This is a genomic window from Streptomyces sp. 4N124 (assembly GCF_052245395.1).
Classification (GTDB): domain Bacteria; phylum Actinomycetota; class Actinomycetes; order Streptomycetales; family Streptomycetaceae; genus Streptomyces.
This window is the reverse complement of record NZ_JBQQBS010000009.1, coordinates 158,589-178,397: the sequence shown is the minus strand read 5'-3', so window position 1 is coordinate 178,397 and position 19,809 is coordinate 158,589. Positions and strand designations below refer to the sequence as shown.

The 19,809-nt window shown below is 69.8% G+C and carries 18 protein-coding genes and 1 pseudogene; 14 read left to right on the top strand and 5 right to left on the bottom strand.

Annotated elements, in window-relative coordinates:
• Window positions 1-125: 125 nt before the first annotated feature.
• Window positions 126-797: an MmyB family transcriptional regulator gene (locus ACTWQO_RS12200; protein ID WP_443237267.1), complete on the top strand. Its 672-nt coding sequence runs from the start codon at window positions 126-128 to the stop codon at window positions 795-797.
• A 79-nt stretch (window positions 798-876) separates the two neighbouring features.
• On the opposite strand, the gene ACTWQO_RS12195 is transcribed toward ACTWQO_RS12200, so the two are convergent.
• The gene (locus ACTWQO_RS12195; protein WP_443237266.1) at window positions 877-2,289 is read right to left on the bottom strand and encodes an aminopeptidase P family protein; all 1,413 of its coding nucleotides are present in this window, start codon (window positions 2,287-2,289) and stop codon (window positions 877-879) included.
• An 84-nt stretch (window positions 2,290-2,373) separates the two neighbouring features.
• Here ACTWQO_RS12195 and ACTWQO_RS12190 point away from each other — a divergent pair, with 84 nt between their 5' ends.
• The 13 genes and pseudogenes from ACTWQO_RS12190 to ACTWQO_RS12130 all read left to right on the top strand — a co-directional run bounded on the left by ACTWQO_RS12190 (window position 2,374) and on the right by ACTWQO_RS12130 (window position 16,324).
• Window positions 2,374-3,525, top strand: coding sequence for an NAD(P)/FAD-dependent oxidoreductase (locus ACTWQO_RS12190; protein ID WP_443237265.1), 1,152 nt, complete (start codon window positions 2,374-2,376; stop codon window positions 3,523-3,525).
• Window positions 3,522-3,824, top strand: coding sequence for a (2Fe-2S)-binding protein (locus ACTWQO_RS12185; protein ID WP_443237264.1), 303 nt, complete (start codon window positions 3,522-3,524; stop codon window positions 3,822-3,824). The genes ACTWQO_RS12190 and ACTWQO_RS12185 overlap by 4 nt, the downstream gene beginning before the upstream one ends.
• Entirely contained in the window at window positions 3,817-5,214 is a 1,398-nt protein-coding gene (locus ACTWQO_RS12180; protein WP_443237263.1) for an FAD-dependent oxidoreductase, read from the top strand. Before ACTWQO_RS12185 ends, ACTWQO_RS12180 begins: the two co-directional genes overlap by 8 nt.
• A 55-nt stretch (window positions 5,215-5,269) precedes the next feature.
• A complete protein-coding gene (locus ACTWQO_RS12175) occupies window positions 5,270-6,166 on the top strand; it encodes a dihydrodipicolinate synthase family protein (RefSeq protein ID WP_443237262.1) in 897 nt (298 codons plus the stop codon).
• A gap of 13 nt (window positions 6,167-6,179) precedes the next feature.
• A complete protein-coding gene (locus ACTWQO_RS12170; RefSeq protein ID WP_443237261.1) occupies window positions 6,180-7,181 on the top strand; it encodes a proline racemase family protein in 1,002 nt (333 codons plus the stop codon).
• Between the two features lie 2 nt (window positions 7,182-7,183).
• Window positions 7,184-7,354 (top strand): annotated as a pseudogene (locus ACTWQO_RS12165) (proline racemase family protein); the annotation flags it as partial.
• A gap of 85 nt (window positions 7,355-7,439) precedes the next feature.
• Window positions 7,440-8,138 (top strand): GntR family transcriptional regulator, encoded by a 699-nt coding sequence (locus tag ACTWQO_RS12160; protein ID WP_443237260.1) that lies wholly within the window; start codon window positions 7,440-7,442, stop codon window positions 8,136-8,138.
• Window positions 8,139-8,192: 54 nt separating this feature from the next.
• A complete protein-coding gene (locus tag ACTWQO_RS12155) occupies window positions 8,193-9,188 on the top strand; it encodes a LacI family DNA-binding transcriptional regulator (protein WP_443237259.1) in 996 nt (331 codons plus the stop codon).
• Window positions 9,189-9,308: 120 nt separating this feature from the next.
• A complete protein-coding gene (locus ACTWQO_RS12150; protein ID WP_443237258.1) occupies window positions 9,309-10,655 on the top strand; it encodes an ABC transporter substrate-binding protein in 1,347 nt (448 codons plus the stop codon).
• Between the two features lie 3 nt (window positions 10,656-10,658).
• Window positions 10,659-11,615: a carbohydrate ABC transporter permease gene (locus ACTWQO_RS12145; protein ID WP_443237257.1), complete on the top strand. Its 957-nt coding sequence runs from the start codon at window positions 10,659-10,661 to the stop codon at window positions 11,613-11,615.
• Window positions 11,612-12,472 carry a carbohydrate ABC transporter permease gene (locus tag ACTWQO_RS12140; protein WP_443237256.1) on the top strand — a complete coding sequence of 287 codons (861 nt, stop codon included), beginning with the start codon at window positions 11,612-11,614 and terminating at the stop codon, window positions 12,470-12,472. Before ACTWQO_RS12145 ends, ACTWQO_RS12140 begins: the two co-directional genes overlap by 4 nt.
• A gap of 49 nt (window positions 12,473-12,521) precedes the next feature.
• A complete protein-coding gene (locus tag ACTWQO_RS12135) occupies window positions 12,522-14,123 on the top strand; it encodes a glycoside hydrolase family 13 protein (protein ID WP_443237255.1) in 1,602 nt (533 codons plus the stop codon).
• 65 nt (window positions 14,124-14,188) lie between these two features.
• Window positions 14,189-16,324 (top strand): discoidin domain-containing protein, encoded by a 2,136-nt coding sequence (locus tag ACTWQO_RS12130; protein ID WP_443237254.1) that lies wholly within the window; start codon window positions 14,189-14,191, stop codon window positions 16,322-16,324.
• On the opposite strand, the gene ACTWQO_RS12125 is transcribed toward ACTWQO_RS12130, so the two are convergent.
• Genes ACTWQO_RS12125 through ACTWQO_RS12110 form a run of 4 tightly spaced genes read right to left on the bottom strand, consistent with a single transcriptional unit; the run spans window position 16,293 to window position 19,655 of the window.
• Window positions 16,293-17,114, bottom strand: coding sequence for an ABC transporter ATP-binding protein (locus ACTWQO_RS12125; protein ID WP_443237253.1), 822 nt, complete (start codon window positions 17,112-17,114; stop codon window positions 16,293-16,295). The genes ACTWQO_RS12130 and ACTWQO_RS12125 overlap by 32 nt on opposite strands.
• 20 nt (window positions 17,115-17,134) lie before the next feature.
• On the bottom strand, window positions 17,135-17,914 hold the full coding sequence (locus ACTWQO_RS12120; RefSeq protein WP_443237252.1) for an ABC transporter permease: 780 nt from the start codon (window positions 17,912-17,914) through the stop codon (window positions 17,135-17,137).
• Window positions 17,911-18,684 (bottom strand): ABC transporter permease, encoded by a 774-nt coding sequence (locus tag ACTWQO_RS12115; protein ID WP_443237251.1) that lies wholly within the window; start codon window positions 18,682-18,684, stop codon window positions 17,911-17,913. Before ACTWQO_RS12115 ends, ACTWQO_RS12120 begins: the two co-directional genes overlap by 4 nt.
• Window positions 18,681-19,655 (bottom strand): ABC transporter substrate-binding protein, encoded by a 975-nt coding sequence (locus tag ACTWQO_RS12110; protein WP_443237250.1) that lies wholly within the window; start codon window positions 19,653-19,655, stop codon window positions 18,681-18,683. The genes ACTWQO_RS12115 and ACTWQO_RS12110 overlap by 4 nt, the downstream gene beginning before the upstream one ends.
• Between the last annotated feature and the right edge of the window lie 154 nt (window positions 19,656-19,809).

Here is a 19,809-nt window from a genome sequence, read left to right as displayed (position 1 = left end):
ACAACTGTGGCCAATTTCAGCCGTCAACCGGCATGAAATGCCACGATAGTTGACACGCCTCGCGTCGGGGCAGGAGGATCAAGGCGCCGCGTGAAGGCCGCATAGGCAAGAGGGGTGACCTCCCGATGGCATATCAGGCAGGTGGGCAGCGGCCGGCGCCGCGGCCCGTCCCCGAGAGTCTTGAGGCCCAGGCGTATCTCCATGACTACGCCACCCTCCTGGAAGCCGTCACCTTCCCGTCCGTCGTGCTCGATCATCGGTGGGACGTGGTTCTGACCAACACCGCTTTCGAGACACTTTTCCGCGGCGTCGGCCCGCACCCCACGGCCATGCCGTACGACAACTTCCTGCGCTTCGTCCTGTTCCACCCGGACGCGAGCACCGTCCTCGGGGAACACGAGTCGAGCTGGTGCCTGCCCATGCTGGCCCTCTTCGCCGCCGCCGTCGAGCGGCACGGCCATGACCACGGGCTGCAGTCGATCCGCCGGGACATCGCCCAGGACCCCATCATGGAGGCCGCCTACCGGCACGGCCTGCCGCACTGGATCCGCGCGGTCGGTGAGCAGGCCCTCGCCCACGACGGCGCGGTCCGCCCGCTGCTGCACCCGGACCCGCGCTGGGGCGCCACGGACTGCCGGGTCGTCGACGAAACCCCCCGGACACTGCACGAGATGGGCTACTCGCGAATGACGCTGGTCCTCCGCCCCGCCCGCCGCGCCACCCCCACCGGCCGCAGGCCGGCACGAGCCCGCCGCACGGCGAGCCACCTCACGGTGGTCTCCGCCCCCGACGCCTGACCGGGCACCGCCGGCGTTCAGGTCGCCGACGGCGCTCTGGTCAGGACGGGGTCGGGCCGCCCCCTTTCCGGTTTCTGGGTCAGCCCGCGAACTCCCGCATCCACGCCTCGACTTCGTCGGCCGAGCGAGGGAGCCCGGCCGACAGGTTCTCGTTCCCGTCCGCCGTCACCAGCACATCGTCCTCGATCCGGACGCCGATGCCGCGCCACTCCTCGGGGACGGTCAGGTCGTCGGGCTGGAAGTAGAGGCCGGGCTCGACGGTCAGGCACATACCGGCTTCCAGCACGCCCTCGATGTAGTCCTCGTTGCGGGCCTGCGCGCAGTCGTGCACGTCGAGACCGAGCATGTGACCGGTGCCCGCCATGGTGAAGCGGCGCTGCAGATCCAGCTCGTACACACGCTCGGCCGGGCCCTTGAGGAAGCCCCACTCCACCAGCCGGGCGGCCAGCGACCGCTGGGCGGCCTCATGGAAGTCGCGGTAGTGCGCACCGGGCTTGACCGCGGCCATGCCCGCCTCCTGAGCCTCGTACACCGCGTCGTAGATCTCACGCTGCAGCGGATTGAAGGTGCCACTGATCGGGAGCGTGCGCGTCACGTCGGCGGTGTAGAGCGTGTGGGTCTCCACGCCCGCGTCCAGCAGGAGGAGTTCGCCGGGGCGGACCGGGCCGTCGTTGTCCTGCCAGTGCATGATCGTGGCGTGCTCGCCGGCCGCGCAGATCGAGCCGTAACCGACGGTGTTGCCCTCGACGCGGGCCCGGCGGAAGAAGGTGCCCTCGATCCACCGCTCCGAGGTGGCGATCGCCTGCGACAACTCCCGTACGACATCGGTGAATCCGCGGACCGTCGCATCCACGGCACGGCGCAGCTCGGCTATCTCCCACTCGTCCTTGATCAGCCGCAGTCCGGAGACGGCCTCCTCGAACTCGTCGTCCCGCTCCTCGTCGGTGGCGAGCACCGCCTCCAGGGACGGGTCGATGCCGCGGACGACACGGGTGGGGGTGTTCGTGGCCTTCGCCAAATCCTCGGCGATCGTACGGATGTCCCGGCACTCCATGCCGAGCACCAGCTCCGACTCGGCGAGCGTACGGCGGCGGCCCATCCACAGCTCGGCGGTGTAGCCGGTCCAGAACTCGTCGCTGTCCCGGCTGTCGCGGGGGAGTTGGTAGCAGTGCGCGTCGTGGCCGCCGTCCGGGCGGGGTTCCAGGACCAGGGCGCCGTCGCGGGCCTGATCGCCGGTCAGGTGCACATAGCCGGTGTACGGGCGATACGGGTAATGGGCGTCGTTCGAGCGGATCTTGAGGCCTCCGGAGGGGACGACCAGCCGTTCGCCCGGGAAAAGCGCGGACAGTGCGGCGCGGCGGCGGGCCGCGTGGGGGGCCTGCTCGGTCGGCGTCAGGTCCCTGCGTTCGGTGTCGGCCCAGCCCGTCCGCATCAGGGCGGACAACTCGTCGGAGATTCCTCGGTAGAGATAGTTCTTACGGCCGTTGGCCATGTCGGGGGCACCTCTTCCGTTCTTCCGTGTGTGACGTCGCATGACGTCGTTCCCAGCTGGAGCGGTATGTGACATAGTACTGCCGTGAGCAAGCGACTGACCTGCGATGTCGTGGTCGTAGGGGCCGGCATGGTGGGCGCCGCGTGCGCCCTGTACGCCGCCCGCGCGGGCCTCGACGTCACAGTGGTCGACCGCGGCCCGGTGGCCGGCGGCACGACCGGCGCCGGCGAGGGCAACATCCTCGTCTCCGACAAGGAGCCCGGCCCGGAACTGCACCTCGCGCTTCTCTCCGGCCGCCTCTGGGCCGAACTCGCGGCGGAGTTCGGCAAGTCCGTGGAGTACGAGGCCAAGGGCGGCGTCGTGGTGGCCACGTCGCCCGGCGGACTCACCGCCCTGGAGCGCTTCGCCGACGGCCAGCGCGTCGCCGGAGTCACCGCCCAACTCGTCGCACCCGACACCCTCTACGATCTCGAACCCCATCTCGCCCCCGGTCTTCCCGGCGCCGTCCACTACCCCCAGGACGCCCAGGTCATGCCCGCCCTGGCCGCCGCCCACCTCCTCAAGGCCTCCGGCGCCCGCCTGTTCACCGGCCGGACGGTGACGGACATCCTGCGCACACCGGACGGGGCGGTCCGCGGCGTCCGTACCGACGGAGGTGACCTGCACGCCCCGGCGGTCGTCAACGCGGCGGGCACCTGGGGCGCCGACCTCGCCGCCCTCGCGGGCGTGGACCTCCCCGTCCTCCCGCGCCGCGGCTTCGTCCTCGTCACCGAACCGCTCCCGCGCATGGTCCACCACAAGGTGTACGCCGCCGACTACGTGGCCGACGTCGCCAGCGACTCGGCGGCCCTGCAGACCTCGCCGGTCGTGGAGGGCACGGCCGCCGGGCCGATCCTGATCGGCGCGAGCCGTGAACGCGTCGGCTTCGACCGGACCTTCTCCCTGCCGGCCGTGCGGGCGCTCGCGGCGGGCGCGACGCGGCTGTTCCCGTTCCTGGATGGGGTTCACGCGATGCGCGCCTACCTCGGCTTCCGGCCGTACATGCCCGACCACCTGCCCGCCATCGGCCCCGATCCACGCGTGCCGGGCCTCCATCACGCCTGCGGTCACGAGGGCGCGGGCATCGGGCTCGCGACCGGCACGGGGCAACTGATCGCACAGGTGCTGACCGAGAAGGCCCCGGACCTGGATCTGGCGCCGTTCCGGCCCGATCGCTTCAGCAGGGAGGCCACATGAGAACCCCTGTCGACCTGGCCGGAGCCCAACCAGGCCCCGCCTTCACGGTCACCCTGGACGGCCGCGAGATCCAGGCCCTCCCCGGCCAGACCGTCGCCGCAGCGCTCTGGTCGGCCGGCGTCACCTCCTGGCGCACCACCCGTGTGGAAGGCCGGCCGCGCGGGATCTTCTGCGGTATCGGCGTCTGCTTCGACTGCCTGGTCACCGTCAACGACCGCCCGAACCAACGGGCTTGCCTCGTGCCGGTGCGGCCGGGCGATGCGATCCGTACGCAGGAGGGGACGGGGCACGATGACTGAACGGCCGCATCTCGCCGTGATCGGCGCGGGCCCGGCGGGCCTCGCCGCCACCGTGGCCGCCGCGGCGTGCGGTGTCCGCGTCACCCTCATCGACTCGGTACCGGAGGCAGGCGGGCAGTTCTACCGTCAGCCCGCCACCGAACTCCGTGCCCGCCGCCCGCAGGCCCTGCACCATCAGTGGCGGACCTGGGAGCGGCTGCGGGACGCCCTGGCCGGAGCCGTGGAGACGGGCCGTGTCACGCACCTGACTGACCATCATGTCTGGTTCGCGGAAGGGCAGTCGGGCCACTTCACGGTGCACACGCTGCTTGGTCCCGAGCAGGAGGAACCCGCCGTCGTGCACGCCGACGCCGTCCTTCTCGCCACCGGCGGCTACGAGAGGGTCCTGCCCTTCCCCGGCTGGACCCTCCCCGGCGTCATCACCGCGGGCGGCGCCCAAGCCATGCTCAAGGGCACCCTCGCCGTCTCCGGGCACACCGCCGTGGTCGCCGGCACCGGGCCGCTGCTGCTTCCGGTGGCGACCGGACTCGCCGCGGCCGGGGTGAAGGTGGCAGCGCTCGTCGAGTCCGCGCACCCCAAGGATTTCGTACGACGGACCCGGGCGCTCGTGGCTCAGCCGGGCAAGGTCGGTGAAGGCGCCCAGTACGCCGCCCAGTTGCTCCGGCACCGGGTGCGCACCCTCGCTCACCACACCGTGGTCGAGGCGCACGGCACCGAACGCCTTGAGGCGGTGACCGTCGCCGCACTCGACGGCGCCGGACGCGTCCGGCCCGGCACCGAGCGGCGGATCCCCTGCGACACCCTCGCCGTCGGGCACGGCATGCTGCCGCACACCGACCTCGCTGAGACCCTCGGCTGCCGCCTCGACGGACCGAACGTCCACGTCGACGACGAGCAGCGCACCGACGTCCCCCGCGTCTGGGCCGCGGGCGAGACCACCGGCATCGGCGGCGCGGCCCTCGCCCTCGCCGAGGGGCACATCGCGGGATGCTCGGCCGCCGCGAGGCTGAACGGTGCCGAGCCCGACCCGCGCGTGTGGGACGCGGCAGCGAAGTCCCGTAGCAGCTTGCGGGAGTTCTTCGCCGCGCTGGACACCGTGTACGCGCCGCCCGTGCACTGGGCCGAGCAGATCACCGATGACACCGTGGTCTGCCGCTGCGAGGAGGTGACCGGCGGCGCGATCCGTGATGCCGTCGGTGAACTCGGTGCCGGTGACCTGCGGACCGTGAAGCTGCTGACGCGGGCCGGGATGGGCTGGTGCCAGGGGCGGGTGTGCGGGCCCGCGGTCGCGGGGCTGGCCGGGTGCGCGGAGATGCCGGGCCGCAGGCCGTTCGCGCGACCGGTGCCGTTGGGGGTGCTGGCGCGGGCGGGGGAGCCCGAAGCCGAGTGATGCCCGAAGTGATGCCAACAGTGATATGTCACATTCCATTCGGAGGGAATCTCACATGACCGCCATCGCGACCCGCCCCTGGCGGGGCATCCTCGTCGCCACCGCCCTCCCGCTCGACGACGACCTGTCCGTGAACCACGCCAAGTACGCCGAACACTGCGCCTGGCTGGTCGAGAACGGCTGCGACGGTGTCGTACCGAACGGCTCGCTCGGCGAATACCAGGTACTCACCCCCGAGGATCGGGCCAAGGTCGTCGAGACCGCCGTGGCCGCCATCGGAGGCGAGCGCGTCATGCCCGGCGTCGCCGCCTATGGCTCGGCGGAGGCCCGCCGCTGGGCCGAGCAGGCGCGCGACGCCGGCTGCGCGTCCGTGATGCTGCTGCCGCCCAACGCGTACCGCGCCGACGAGCGGTCGGTGCTGGCGCACTACGCGGAGGTCGCCAAGGCGGGGGTGCCGATCGTGGCGTACAACAACCCCATCGACACCAAGGTCGACCTGGTGCCGGAACTGCTCGCCAAGCTGCACGGCGAGGGCCACATCCATGCCGTCAAGGAGTTCTCGGGCGATGTCCGCCGCGCCTATCAGCTCGCCGAACTCGCCCCGGAGCTCGACCTGTTGATCGGCGCCGACGACGTTCTGCTGGAGCTCGCGATCGCGGGCGCCAAGGGCTGGGTGGCCGGTTACCCGAACGCGCTGCCCGTCGCGACCGTCGAGCTGTACCGGGCTGCCGTGGGCGGCGACCTCGCCACCGCCAAGAAGCTCTACGAGCAACTGCACCCGCTGCTGCGCTGGGACTCCAAGGTCGAGTTCGTGCAGGCGATCAAGCTGTCCATGGACATCGTCGGGCGGCACGGCGGCCCGGTGCGCCCGCCGCGCGTCCCGCTGCTGCCGGAGCAGGAGGCCGCCGTACGCGCCGCGACCGAGAAAGCCGTAGCCGCAGGGCTCGCGTGAAGGAGTCTGGACCATGCGCAGCAAACTCGTCCTGCACGCCGTCGACTCGCACACCGAGGGCATGCCCACCCGTGTGATCACCGGCGGCATCGGCACGATCCCCGGCGACACGATGAACGAGCGGCGGCTGTACTTCCGTGAACACCGGGACGACATCAAGCAGTTGCTGATGAACGAGCCGCGCGGCCACTCCGCGATGAGCGGCGCGATCCTCCAGCCGCCCACCCGCGCCGACTGTGACTGGGGCGTCGTCTACATCGAGGTCTCCGGCTATCTCCCGATGTGCGGACACGGCACGATCGGCGTGGCGACCGTGCTCGTCGAGACCGGCATGGTCCAGGTCGTCGAACCAATCACCACGATCCGGCTCGACACCCCGGCGGGCCTGGTCGTCGCCGAGGTGGCGGTGGAGGACGGCGCGGCCAAAGCGGTCACCCTCCAGAACGTGCCGTCCTTCTCCGTCGCCCTCGACCGCAAGATCGCCCTTCCCGACGGGCGGACGGTGACATATGACATGGCATACGGCGGCAACTTCTACGCCATCCTGCCGCTGGACGAGTTCGGCCTGCCCTTCGACCGCTCCCGCAAGGACGACATCCTCAAAGCGGCCCTGTCCCTGATGGAGGCGATCAACGCCGAGGACGAGCCGGTCCACCCGGAGGACCCGTCGATCCACGGCTGCCACCACGTCCACCTGTACGCCCCCGGCTCCACCGCCCGCCACTCCCGGCACGCGATGGCCATCCACCCCGGCTGGTTCGACCGCTCGCCCTGCGGCACGGGCACCAGCGCGCGCATGGCCCAGTTGCACGCACGCGGCGAACTCCCCCTGAACACCGAGTTCGTGAACGAGTCCTTCATCGGAACCCGCTTCACCGGCCGCCTGCTCGCCACCACCGAGGTCGCCGGCCGCCCCGCTGTCCTGCCCAGTTTCACCGGCCGGGCCTGGATCACCGGCACGGCGCAATATCTGCTCGACCCGACCGACCCGTTCCCGGCCGGGTTCGTCCTCTGAGCCTCGACGAGTCTTTCATCGGAATCCACTTCACCGGCCGCCTGCTCGCCACCACCGAGGTCGCCGGCCGCCCCGCTGTCCTGCCCAGTTTCACCGGCCGGGCCTGGATCACCGGCACGGCTCAGTATCTGCTTGACCCGGCTGACCCGTTTCCGGCGGGGTTCGTGCTGTGAGCCTCCGGCCCGCGTCCGGGGATAATGTCGTGTGACGCGTGACATTGCACCGTCGCACAGCCAGTTGCATCGCTAGGAGAGTCCCATGCCCGCCCAGCGCACCAGCGCCCCGACCGCCGCTGCTCCCGCCCTGCCCACGGTGGGCGGCAAGAAGAGCAGCTACCGTGAGCGGGTCGCCGACGCCCTGCGGGCCGCGCTGATCGCCGGTGAACTGCGCCCCGGCGAGCTGTACTCCGCCCCCACGCTCGCCGCCCGCTTCGGCGTGTCGGCGACCCCGGTCCGCGAGGCGATGCTGGATCTCGCCAAGGAGGGCCTGGTCGACACCGTCCCCAACAAGGGTTTCCGGGTCACCGAGGTGTCCGAGGAACAACTCGACGAGTACACCCACATCCGCGCCCTCATCGAGATTCCCACCGTCGTGGATCTGGCCAGGACCGCCGACTCGGCCTCGCTGGAGGCGCTGCGCCCGGCCGCAAGAGAGATCGTCGCCGCCGCTGCCGCCGGGGATCTCATCGCCTATGTCGAGGCCGACACCGCCTTCCATCTGGGTCTGCTCACCATCGTCGGCAACGCGCACCTGGTCGAGGTCGTCGGCGACCTGCGCAAGCGCTCCCGTCTGTACGGGCTCACCGCCCTGCTCGAGGCGGGTCGCCTGAAGGCCTCCGCCGAAGAGCACATCGAACTCCTCGACGCCCTGCTCGCCCGCGACGAAAACGCCGTACGCGAGGTCATGACCCGTCACCTCGGCCATGTCCGCGGCCTGTGGGCGGCGGCTCACGAGTAATCGCCCACGCACTCAACGCAAGCCGCTTGCATTTCTTGCGCTATTCTTGCGCGCATGACGCGACGACTTGCCGAGGTGGCGAAGAAGGTCGGGGTCAGTGAGGCCACGGTCAGCCGGGTACTCAACGGCAAGCCCGGAGTCTCCGAGACCACCCGGCAGGCGGTGCTGTCCGCCTTGGACATCCTCGGGTACGAGCGGCCCACGCAGCTGCGCGGCGAGCGCGCGCGGCTCGTGGGCCTCGTGCTGCCCGAGCTGCAGAACCCGATCTTCCCGGCGTTCGCCGAGGTGATCGGGGGAGCGCTCGCCCAGCTCGGCCTGACCCCGGTGCTGTGCACGCAGACCAAGGGCGGTGTCTCCGAGGCCGACTATGTGGCGCTGCTGCTGCAACAACAGGTCTCCGGGGTCGTCTTCGCCGGCGGTCTGTACGCACAGGCCGACGCGCCGCACGAGCACTACCGGCTGCTCGCCGACCGCAACATCCCGGTCGTCCTGGTCAACGCGGCGATCGAGCACCTCGGCTTCCCCGGTGTCTCCTGCGATGACGCGGTCGCGGTGGAACAGGCCTGGCGGCATCTCGCCTCCCTCGGCCATGAGCGCATCGGGCTGGTGCTCGGCCCCGGCGACCATGTGCCGTCGGCCCGCAAGCTGGCCGCCGCCCGGGCGGTGGGGGACCTGCCGGACGAGTTCGTCGCCCGCGCCATCTTCTCGATCGAGGGCGGACACGCGGCCGCCTCCCGACTGATCGACCGGGGCGTCACGGGCATCATCTGCGCCAGTGACCCGCTCGCGCTCGGCGCCGTGCGGGCCGCCCGCCGCAAGGGGCTCGGCGTCCCGTCGCAGATCTCCGTCGTCGGCTACGACGACTCCGCGTTCATGAACTGCACCGAGCCGCCGCTCACGACGGTGCGCCAGCCCATCGAGGCGATGGGGAGGGCAGCCGTCGAGCTGCTGAACGCGCAGGTCGGCGGGGCGGCCGTACCGGCTGAGGAGCTGTTGTTCGAGCCCGAGCTGGTGGTGAGGGGTTCGACCGGGCAAGCGCCTCGCGACTGAGATCCACGGAGATTCACAGACTCGTTCAATAATTTCGGATTCTGCGCGACATCTTGCGGCTCGATGTCGGCGGTGCTTGAGTGTGCGGCGCCCACCGCTCCTGCCCAAAGGGGTCCACCGATGAGTAGCACCGGGTTCCGCCGTACGTTCGTCGCGCTCAGCGTCTGTTCCCTCGCCCTCACCGCCTGTGGGGGCGGCGACGGGGACGACTCGGCGGGCGGCAAGACACGCATCACCGTCAACTGCATGCCGCCCAAGAGCGCCAAGGTCGACCGGCAGTTCTTCGAGCAGGACATCGCCTCCTTCGAGAAGGCCAACCCGGACATCGACGTCGTCGCACACGACGCGTTCCCCTGCCAGGACCCGAAGACGTTCGACGCGAAGCTCGCCGGCGGGCAGATGGAGGACGTCTTCTACACGTACTTCACCGACGCCAAGCACGTCGTCGACATCAACCAGGCGGCCGATCTCACGCCGTACATCAAGGAGTTGAAGAGCTACGAGACCATCCAGCAGCAGCTGCGGGACATCTACACCGTCGACGGCAAGATCTACGGCATCCCGCGCACCGGCTACTCGATGGGCCTGATCTACAACAAGAAACTCTTCGAGCAGGCGGGCCTCGACCCCGACCAGCCCCCGGCGACCTGGGACGAACTGCGCACCGCCGCCAAGAAGATCGCCGATCTCGGCAACGGCACCGTCGGATACGCCGACTACAGCGCCCAGAACCAGGGCGGCTGGCACTTCACCGCCGAGCTGTACGCGCAGGGCGGTGACGTCGTCAGCGCCGACGGCAAGAAGGCGACGATCGACACACCCGAGGGCCGGGCCGTGCTGCAGACCCTGCACGACATGCGCTGGACCGACGACTCGATGGGCAGCAAGCAGCTCCTGGTCATCAACGACGTCCAGCAGATGATGGGTTCCGGGAAGCTCGGCATGTACCTCTCCGCGCCCGACAACATCCCGATCCTGGTCAAGGAGAAGGGCGGCAACTACAAGGACCTCGCCCTCGGGCCCATGCCCGGCGGCGAGGGCACGCTCATCGGCGGCGACGGCTACATGTTCAACAAGAAGGCGAGCCCCGAGCAGATCAGGGCGGGCCTGAAGTGGCTGGACCACATGTTCCTCACCCCCGGAGACGGCTTCCTCGGCGACTACGCCCGCGCCAAGAAGGCCGAGGCCCCGGTGGGGCTGCCCGAGCCGCGGCTGTTCAGCGGCGCAGCCGACGCCAAGGACCAACAGGTCAAGAAGGCCAACGCCAATGTGCCCGTCGAGAACTACCAGGCCTTCCTCGACGGCAACCAGAACCTCGACATGAAGATCGAGCCGCCCAACGCCCAGCAGATCTACTCCGTCCTCGACTCAGTCGTCTCCGCCGTCCTCACCAAGAAGGACGCCGACATCGACCAGCTCCTGGGGGACGCCTCCGGCAAGATCGACAGCATCCTGGCCCGGGGCTGACCGATGACGAAGACCACCGCGCGACCCGTCGAGGCCATCACGGTACGCCCGGTGCAGGCGCCGCCCCCGGCAGGGGACCGGAGGCGGCGCCGCCTCGCCGACCAGGCCCGCGCCTACGCCTTCCTCCTCGGCGGCCTCACCTGCTTCGCCCTGTTCTCCTGGTACCCCGCGATCCGCGCGGTCGTGATCGCCTTCCAGAAGTACACGCCCGGCTCGGACCCCGAGTGGGTCGGCACGGCCAACTTCACCCGCGTCTTCGACGACCCGGAGTTCACGGCGGCCTGGCGCAACACGCTCACCTTCACCCTGCTCGCCCTGCTCATCGGCTTCGCGATCCCCTTCGTCCTGGCGCTCGTCCTCAACGAACTCCGGCATGCGAGAGCCTTCTTCAGAGTCGTGGTCTACCTGCCGGTGATGATCCCTCCGGTCGTCACCGCCCTGCTGTGGAAGTGGTTCTACGACCCCGGCACCGGCCTGGCCAACGAGGCGCTGCGCTTCCTGCACCTGCCCACCTCGAACTGGTCCAACGGCGCCGACACCGCACTGATCTCCCTGGTCATCGTGGCGACCTGGGCCAACATGGGCGGCACCGTCCTGATCTACCTGGCCGCCCTGCAGTCCATCCCCGGCGAGCTGTACGAGGCGGCGGAACTGGACGGCGCGAGCCTCCTCCAGCGCATCCGCCATGTGACGATCCCGCAGACCAGGTTCGTGATCCTCATGCTGATGCTGCTTCAGATCATCGCGACGATGCAGGTCTTCACCGAACCGTTCGTGATCACGGGCGGCGGCCCGGAGAACGCCACCGTCACCGTCCTCTACCTGATCTACAAATACGCCTTCCTCTACAACGACTTCGGCGGCGCCTGCGCGCTCAGCGTGATGCTGCTGGTGTTCCTCGGCCTCTTCTCCGCCGTCTATCTGCGGCTCACCCGCACCGAAGGGGAGGACACCGCATGAGCACCCGGACCCTGGTCTCCCCGGCCGCCCTGGCACGTCCGCGCGGCAGGGCGACGTACTGGACGGTCTTCACCGCGATCGTGCTGCTCTTCGCGCTGGCCTTCCTCTTCCCGGTCTACTGGATGGTGACCGGTGCGATGAAGTCGCCGGACGAGGTGGCTGAGACCCCGCCGACGATCGTCCCGAAGGAGTGGCACCTCAGCGGTTACACCGACGCCTGGGACCTGATGCAGCTGCCCACCCACCTGTGGAACACGGTGGTCCAGGCGGCCGGCGCCTGGCTGTTCCAGCTGGTCCTGTGCACGGCCGCCGCCTACGCCCTCTCCAAACTGAGGCCGGTCTTCGGCAAGGTGATCCTCGGCGGCATCCTCGCCACGCTCATGGTCCCGGCGCAGGCCCTGGTCGTGCCGAAGTACCTGACCGTGGCCGACCTGGGCCTGCTCAACGACCCCCTCGCGATCTGGCTCCCGGCGGTCGCGAACGCCTTCAACCTGTATCTCCTCAAGCGGTTCTTCGACCAGATCCCGCGCGACGTACTGGAGGCCGCCGAGATCGACGGCGCCGGGAAGCTGCGCATCCTGTGGTCGATCGTGCTGCCGATGTCCCGGCCGGTGCTCGGAGTCGTGTCGATCTTCGCGCTGGTCGCGGTCTGGCAGGACTTCCTCTGGCCGCTGATGGTCTTCTCCGACACGGAAAAGCAGCCGATCAGCGTGGCACTCGTCCAGCTGTCGCAGAACATCCAGCTGACCGTGCTCATCGCCGCGATGGTGATCGCCAGTATCCCCATGGTCGCGATGTTCCTTATCTTCCAGCGGCACATCATCGCCGGGATCAGCGCGGGCAGCACGAAGGGCTGACGCCGCCCTCACTGGCACCGCCCCTCTCCGACACAGAAAGGCAGGCACAGTGGGACAGCCCACCCATGCCCCCATCCGAGCCGACTGGTGGCGCTCCGCCGTCATCTACCAGGTGTACGTCCGCAGCTTCGCGGACGGCGACGGGGACGGCACCGGCGATCTCGCGGGCGTCCGCGCCCGGCTGCCGTACCTCGCCGAACTCGGCGTCGACGCCCTCTGGTTCAACCCCTGGTATCTGTCACCGATGAAGGACGGCGGCTACGACGTCGCCGACTACCGTGCGATCGACCCGGCGTTCGGCACGCTCGCCGAGGCGGAGAAGCTGATCGCCGAGGCGCGGGAGCTGGGCATCCGCACCATCGTCGACATCGTGCCGAACCATGTCTCGGACCAGCACCCGTGGTTCCGGGCGGCGCTCGCGGCCGGGCCCGGCAGCCCCGAGCGCGAGCTGTTCCACTTCCGTCCGGGGCGCGGCCCGCACGGCGAACTCCCGCCCAACGACTGGCCGTCCCAGTTCGTCGGCTCCGCCGAGCCCGTCTGGACCCGCCTGGCCGACGGCGACTGGTACCTCCATCTGTTCACGCCCGAGCAGCCCGACCTCAACTGGGCCCACCCCGCCGTCCGCCGGGAGCACGAGGACATCCTGCGCTTCTGGTTCGAGCGCGGTGTCGCGGGCGTCCGTATCGACTCGGCCGCCCTTCTCGCCAAGGACCCACAGCTGCCCGACTTCGTCGCGGGCCGCGACCCGAACCCGTTCCTCGACCGCGACGAACTCCACGACATCTACCGCTCCTGGCGGGCCGTGGCCGACGAATACGACGGCATCTTCGTCGGCGAGGTCTGGCTCCCCGACCCCGAACGCTTCGCCCGCTATCTGCGCCCGGACGAACTGCACACCGCCTTCAACTTCTCGTTTCTGTCCTGTCCTTGGGACGCGCGCATGGTGCGTACGTCGATCGACGACACGCTCGCCGAGCACGCCCCCGTCGGCGCTCCCGCCACCTGGGTCCTCTGCAACCACGACGTCACCCGCACGGTCACCCGCTACGGCCGTGAGGACACCGGCTTCGACTTCGCGACCAAGGCCTTCGGGACCCCGACCGACCTCGCCCTGGGCACCCGGCGCGCACGGGCCGCCGCCCTGCTCTCGCTCGCCCTGCCCGGTGCCGTCTACGTCTATCAGGGCGAGGAACTCGGCCTGCCCGAGGCCGACATCCCCCTCGACCGCATCGAGGACCCGATGCACTTCCGCTCCGGCGGCACCGACCCGGGGCGCGACGGCTGCCGGGTGCCGCTTCCGTGGGCCGAGGACGCGCCGTACGCCGGATTCGGCGGCGAGCCGTGGCTGCCGCAGCCCGCCGACTGGCCCTCGTACGCCGCCGACCGCCAAGCCGCGGACCCGGGCTCGATGCTCCACCTCTATCGCGAGGCGATCCGCCGCAGGCCCGTCTTCGGCGACGGCCCGCTCACCTGGCTGCCCGCCCCCGAGGGCGTCCTCGCCTTCACCCGGGCCGAGGGCGTGCTGTGTGTGGTGAACCTCGCCGACCGGCCGTTCGACCTGCCCGAGTACACCGAACTGCTCGTCAGCAGTGCTCCGTTGGACAGCGAAGGGAGGCTGCCGAAGGACACCGCGGTCTGGCTGCGTGCCTGAGACCGCACCCCCCACCCCGAAGGGACCAGCACATGCGCACCAACAGCCACAGAACTGTCAGGGCCATGCCAGCAACCATGGTCGTCGCCCTCGCTGCGGGCCTGCTCACCGCCACCGCCCCCACAGCCCACGCCGCAGCCGGCGCCACCCTCCCCTTCACCTCCGTCGAGGCCGAGTCCGCCACCACCACCGGCACGAAGATCGGCCCGGACTACACCCAGGGCACGCTCGCCTCAGAGGCCTCCGGACGCCAGGCCGTACGCCTCGCCGCCGGGCAGCGCGTCGAGTTCACCGTGCCGCGCGCGGCCAACGCCGTGAACGTCGCCTACAGCGTCCCCGACGGTCAGTCGGGCTCGCTGAACGTGTACGTCAACGGCACGAAGCTGGCGAAGACCATCGCCGTGACGTCCAAGTACTCGTACGTGGACACGAGTTGGATCCCGGGTGCCAAGACCCACCACTTCTTCGACAACGCCCGGCTGTCGCTCGGGCAGGACGTCCAGCCGGGGGACAAGGTCGCGTTGGAGCCGACGGGTACCCAAGTCACCGTCGACGTCGCCGACTTCGAGCAGGTCGCCGCTGCCGTGACGCAGCCCGCCGGGTCGGTGTCCGTGACGTCCAAGGGGGCCGACCCCACCGGCCAGGGCGACTCCACGCAGGCCTTCCGGGACGCGATCTCCGCGGCTCAGGGCGGCGTGGTGTGGATCCCGCCCGGGGAGTACAAGATGACCTCCTCGCTCAACGGCGTCCAGAACGTGACCCTCCAGGGTGCCGGCAGCTGGCACTCCGTCGTGCGCACCTCCCGCTTCATCGACCAGTCCAGCTCCTCGGGCAACGTCCACATCAAGGACTTCGCGGTCATCGGCGAGGTCACCGAACGCGTCGACTCCAACCCGGACAACTTCGTCAACGGGTCTCTGGGTGCCGGGAGTTCGGTCTCCGGCATGTGGCTGCAGCACCTCAAGGTCGGCCTCTGGCTGATGGGCGACAACGACAACCTGATCGTCGAGAACAACCGCTTCCTCGACATGACCGCCGACGGCCTCAACCTCAACGGCAACGCGCGCGGCGTCAAGGTCCGCAACAACTTCCTGCGCAACCAGGGCGACGACGCGCTCGCCATGTGGTCGCTGTACGCGCCCGACACGAACAGCAGCTTCGAGAACAACACCGTCACCCAGCCGAACCTCGCCAACGGCATCGCGATCTACGGCGGCACCGACATCAGCGTGAAGAACAACCTGATCTCGGACACCAACGCCCTCGGCAGCGGCATCGCGATCTCCAACCAGAAGTTCCTCGATCCGTTCCACCCGCTCGCCGGCACGATCACCGTCGACGGCAACACACTCGTGCGGACCGGCGCGATGAACCCCAACTGGAACCACCCGATGGGAGCGCTGCGCGTCGACTCGTACGACAGCGCCATCGAGGCACAGGTGCGCATCACCAACACGACGATCACCGACAGCCCGTACAGCGCCTTCGAGTTCGTCTCGGGCAGCGGGCGGGGCTACGACGCCAAGAACATCACCGTCGACGGCGCCACAGTGAACAAGGTCGGCACGGTCGTCGTCCAGGCCGAAGCACCCGGCGCCGCCACCATGCGCAACGTGACCGCCACCGGCGTCGGCGCGGCCGGAATCTACAACTGCCCCTACCCGTCAGGCACGTTCACGCTCACCGACGGCGGCGGCAACTCCGGCTGGAGCAGCACCTGGTCCGACTGCACGACCTGGCCCCAGCCCGGCCAGGGCAACCCGGACCCCGACCCGGACCGCAACCTGGCCAAGGGCCGCGCGGCGACAGCGACGGGCTCGCAGGACGTCTACACGCCCGGCAAGGCGGTCGACGGCGACGCGAACAGCTACTGGGAGTCCACCAACAACGCCTTCCCGCAGAGCCTCGACGTCGACCTCGGCGCTACCGAGTCCGTACGCCGGCTGGTGCTGAAGCTGCCGCCGTCCTCGGCGTGGGGCGCACGCACCCAGACCATCACCGTCCTCGGCAGCACCGACGGCGCGAACTACTCGACGGTCGTCGGCTCCACCGGCTACCGCTTCGACCCGGCGACCGGCAACACGGCCACCGTCGCGCTGCCCAGCGGCACGAGCCTGCGCCATCTGCGGCTCACGGTCACCGCCAACACCGGCTGGCCCGCCGCCCAGTTCAGCGAGGTGGAGGCGTATCTGACTTCGTGACCGCGTCCTGCGGGACCCCGCGCTTCGCCGCCTGGATCTGCTCGTACACATGGGTCCGCAGCTCGGCGAAGCGCGGGGCCACGCGGGTGTGCAGCTGGTCGCGGTCGTCGGGCAGATCGACCTTGAGCTGTTCCTGGATGACGGTGGGGGAGGAGGACAGGACGATCACCCGCTCGCCCAGGTACACGGCCTCGTCGATGTCATGGGTGACGAACAGGATCGTGATCCCGCGCTCCCGCCACAGCCCTCGTACGAGGTCCTCCAGATCGGCGCGCGTCTGCGCGTCGACCGCCGCGAACGGCTCGTCCATCAGGAGTACCCGTGGCTCGTACGCGAGCGCGCGGGCGATGGCGACGCGCTGCTGCATACCGCCCGACAGCTGCCACGGATAGGCGCCGGCCGCGTCCGCGAGCCCGACCGACTGCAGCGCGTCCGCCACCAGCTCCCGGCGCCGCGCTTTGCTCAAGTCCTTCTGCTTCAAGGGGAGTTCGACGTTCTCGCCGACCCGCATCCAGGGGAACAGACTCCGCCCGTACTCCTGGAACACGAAAGCCATTCCGGGCGGTGGCCCCGTCACCTCCCGTCCCTCCAGCAGCACTTCACCGGACGTCGGCGCGAGCAGTCCGCCCATGCACTTCAGCAGGGTCGTCTTGCCGCAGCCCGACGGGCCGACGAGACAGACGAGTTCTCCGGCGTCGACGGTGAAGGTGAGGTCGCGGACCGCCTCCACCCGGCGCCCCGACCCCTCGTAGACCTTCTTCAGGCCGGATACGGCAAGAAGCGCGTCCATGGACCGCCCTTTCGCGAGGTTCACGGCGACCGCCTGGTCGAGGCGCGCAGGCCGTGGTACCAGCCGAGCACGCGGCGCTCGACCAGCTGGAAGACGACGGAGAGGAGGAAGCCGAGCAGACCGAGCAGGAGGATGCCGGTCCACATGTCGGGGATGGCGAAGCCGCGCTGGAACTGGACGATGGTGAAGCCGAGGCCGTTGCTGGCCGCGAACATCTCGCTGATGACCATGAGGATGATGCCGATGGACAGCGCCTGGCGCAGCCCCGCGAAGATCTGCGGGCTCGCCGAGCGCAGAACGACGCTCCGCAGCCACGCGGTGCCCGTGATGCCGTACGAACGCGCCGTCTCCGCCATCACCGAGTCGACCCCGCGTACGCCCTCGACGGTGTTGAGCAGGATCGGCCAGACGCAGCCGCTGGCGATCACGGTGACCTTCATCGTGTCGCCGATGCCCGCGAACAGCATGATGACCGGTACGAGGACCGGCGGCGGCACCGCCCGCAGGAACTCCAGGACCGGTTCGCAGACCGCGCGCACGCGCCGGTAGGAGCCGATGACCGTGCCGAGCGCCACGCCCACGACCGCCGCGAGCGCGTAGCCGCCGGTCAGCCGCAGCACGCTGGGCAGGACGTCGTCCTGGAGCCGGTCGGCGGTCCAGACGTCGGGGAAGGTCTTCAGGATCGTCCGCAGCGGCGGCCAGTACACGTCCGTACTGCCGTCGGACGCCACCCACCAGCCCGCCACCAGCAGCGCGGGCAGCGCGAGCACGAAGAACACCCGCAGCAGCAGCCGCCTCACACCGCCACCTCCCCGCGCACCGACTGGTGCCAGGCCAGCGCCCGCCGCTCCACCGACCGCGCGCCCACGTTGATCAGCAGCCCCAGCAGGCCGGTGACCACGACCAGCGCGTACATGTCGGGCACGGCCTGCGAGGTCTGCGCCACGGCGATCCGCGCGCCCAACCCCGGTGCGCCGATGACGAGTTCGGCGGTCACGGCGAGGATCAGAGCGACGGCCGCGGCGAGGCGCACGCCGGTCATGACATACGGCAGCGCGGTCGGCCACAGCACGTGCCGGATCCGCGCCCAGGTGCCCAGGCCGTACGACCGTGCCGTCTCGTCGGCGACCGGGTCCAGGTCCTGGACGCCGTACAGGGTCTGGATCAGTACCTGCCAGAAGGAGGCGTACACGACCAGGAGCAGGACCGAGCGGAGTTCGGTGCCGTAGAGGAGGACCGCCAGCGGGATCAGGGCGACCGAGGGGATCGGGCGCAGGAACTCGATCGTGGAGGCCGTCGCCTCCCGCAGATAGGGGACCACGGAGATGACCACGCCGACCACGATCCCCGCGCAGGCCGCGATCGCCAGGCCCAGCGCCCAGCCGGTGAGGGTGTCGCCGAGCGCCGACCAGAAGGCTCCGTCGGTGAGTTCGCCGCCGAGCGCGTCGGCGATCCGGCTGGTCGGCGGGAAGTAGTCGTCCTTGACCAGACCGACCCGCGGCACCACCTCACCCAGGGCGAGGAAGGCCGCGAGCCCGGCCGCACCCAGTGCGGCGTTCACGCCCCTCACGGCAGCAGCTTGTCCAGGTCCGGCGTCTTCTTGAAGAGGCCGTCCTCCTCGCCCAGTTTCATCAGGGCTTCGATGGAGGCGCGGTTGGCCTCGGCCGGCCACTTGGGCAGGGTCACCTGCTCCAGGACGTTCGCCGGGATCTTGGTGTACGTCGTGATGATCGCGCGGGCCTCGTCGGGGTGGGAGTCGGCGTAGGCCAGGGACTGGGCGGTGGCCTCCCGGAACTTCTTCACCACGTCCGGGTTCTGCTGCTCGTACTGCTGCGAGGTGAAGTACATGGCGACGGTGAGGTCCGGGGCGATGTCGACCAGGGGAGAGGCGATCTCCACGCCGCCCCGGCTCCTGATCGTGGCGGTGGCCGGCTCGACCACGCACGCGGCGTCGATCTGCCCCTTGTCCAGGGCCGCGGGCATCTGGTCGAAGGCGAGCTCGACGAGCTGCACCTTGTCGGGGTCGCCGCCCGCCGCGCGCACCGACTGGCGCACCACGGTCTCGTTGATGTTCTTCAGGGTGTTGATGGCGACCTTCTTGCCCTCCAACTGCTTCGGCGAGGTGATGGAGCTGCCCTTCTTCACCATCAGGCCGTTGAAGTCCTTGCCCTTCACACCGGTCGAGGCGATGCCGTTCACCACGGCCTTGATGGGCACGTCGTTGGACTGGGCGACCATCAGTGAGGTCACATTGGAGAAGCCGAACTGGAACTGGCCACTGACCACACCCGGCACGATCGCGGCGCCGCCCTGCGCCGGCGTCAGCTCCAGTTTCAGGCCGCGTTCACTGAAGAACCCCTTCTTCTGGCCCAGATAGAGGGGCGCGACATCGACAATCGGGATGATCCCCACCTTGACCGTGGTGGTGCCGCCGGACGAGGCGTTCTGGTCCGACGCGCCTCCGTCGTCGGACGAGCCGCACCCCGTCGCGGCGGCCAGAACGGATAGGGCCGTGAGGCCGATGAACAGACGACGACGCATGACTCCCCCTGTGGGACCGGTCCTGGTGCTCCGAGAGGTTGTGCGCAGACTGTACGGGTGTGCTGTGTGGGAACGTAAAGCCCGTCCCGAGGCACGGTCAATGCCCGTGTCATCACAGGTCGTTGACAGGGCGAGATGTGCGCTCTTAGCGTGC

What these genes read in the sequence shown, in the direction of transcription:
- ACTWQO_RS12200 (WP_443237267.1), top strand. Translation starts at nt 126, where the DNA reads ATGGCATATCAGGCAGGTGGGCAGCGGCCGGCGCCGCGGCCCGTCCCC.
- ACTWQO_RS12195 (WP_443237266.1), bottom strand. Translation starts at nt 2,289, where the DNA reads ATGGCCAACGGCCGTAAGAACTATCTCTACCGAGGAATCTCCGACGAG.
- ACTWQO_RS12185 (WP_443237264.1), top strand. Translation starts at nt 3,522, where the DNA reads ATGAGAACCCCTGTCGACCTGGCCGGAGCCCAACCAGGCCCCGCCTTC.
- ACTWQO_RS12180 (WP_443237263.1), top strand. Translation starts at nt 3,817, where the DNA reads ATGACTGAACGGCCGCATCTCGCCGTGATCGGCGCGGGCCCGGCGGGC.
- ACTWQO_RS12175 (WP_443237262.1), top strand. Translation starts at nt 5,270, where the DNA reads ATGACCGCCATCGCGACCCGCCCCTGGCGGGGCATCCTCGTCGCCACC.
- ACTWQO_RS12170 (WP_443237261.1), top strand. Translation starts at nt 6,180, where the DNA reads ATGCGCAGCAAACTCGTCCTGCACGCCGTCGACTCGCACACCGAGGGC.
- ACTWQO_RS12160 (WP_443237260.1), top strand. Translation starts at nt 7,440, where the DNA reads ATGCCCGCCCAGCGCACCAGCGCCCCGACCGCCGCTGCTCCCGCCCTG.
- ACTWQO_RS12155 (WP_443237259.1), top strand. Translation starts at nt 8,193, where the DNA reads ATGACGCGACGACTTGCCGAGGTGGCGAAGAAGGTCGGGGTCAGTGAG.
- ACTWQO_RS12150 (WP_443237258.1), top strand. Translation starts at nt 9,309, where the DNA reads ATGAGTAGCACCGGGTTCCGCCGTACGTTCGTCGCGCTCAGCGTCTGT.
- ACTWQO_RS12145 (WP_443237257.1), top strand. Translation starts at nt 10,659, where the DNA reads ATGACGAAGACCACCGCGCGACCCGTCGAGGCCATCACGGTACGCCCG.
- ACTWQO_RS12140 (WP_443237256.1), top strand. Translation starts at nt 11,612, where the DNA reads ATGAGCACCCGGACCCTGGTCTCCCCGGCCGCCCTGGCACGTCCGCGC.
- ACTWQO_RS12130 (WP_443237254.1), top strand. Translation starts at nt 14,189, where the DNA reads ATGCCAGCAACCATGGTCGTCGCCCTCGCTGCGGGCCTGCTCACCGCC.
- ACTWQO_RS12125 (WP_443237253.1), bottom strand. Translation starts at nt 17,114, where the DNA reads ATGGACGCGCTTCTTGCCGTATCCGGCCTGAAGAAGGTCTACGAGGGG.
- ACTWQO_RS12110 (WP_443237250.1), bottom strand. Translation starts at nt 19,655, where the DNA reads ATGCGTCGTCGTCTGTTCATCGGCCTCACGGCCCTATCCGTTCTGGCC.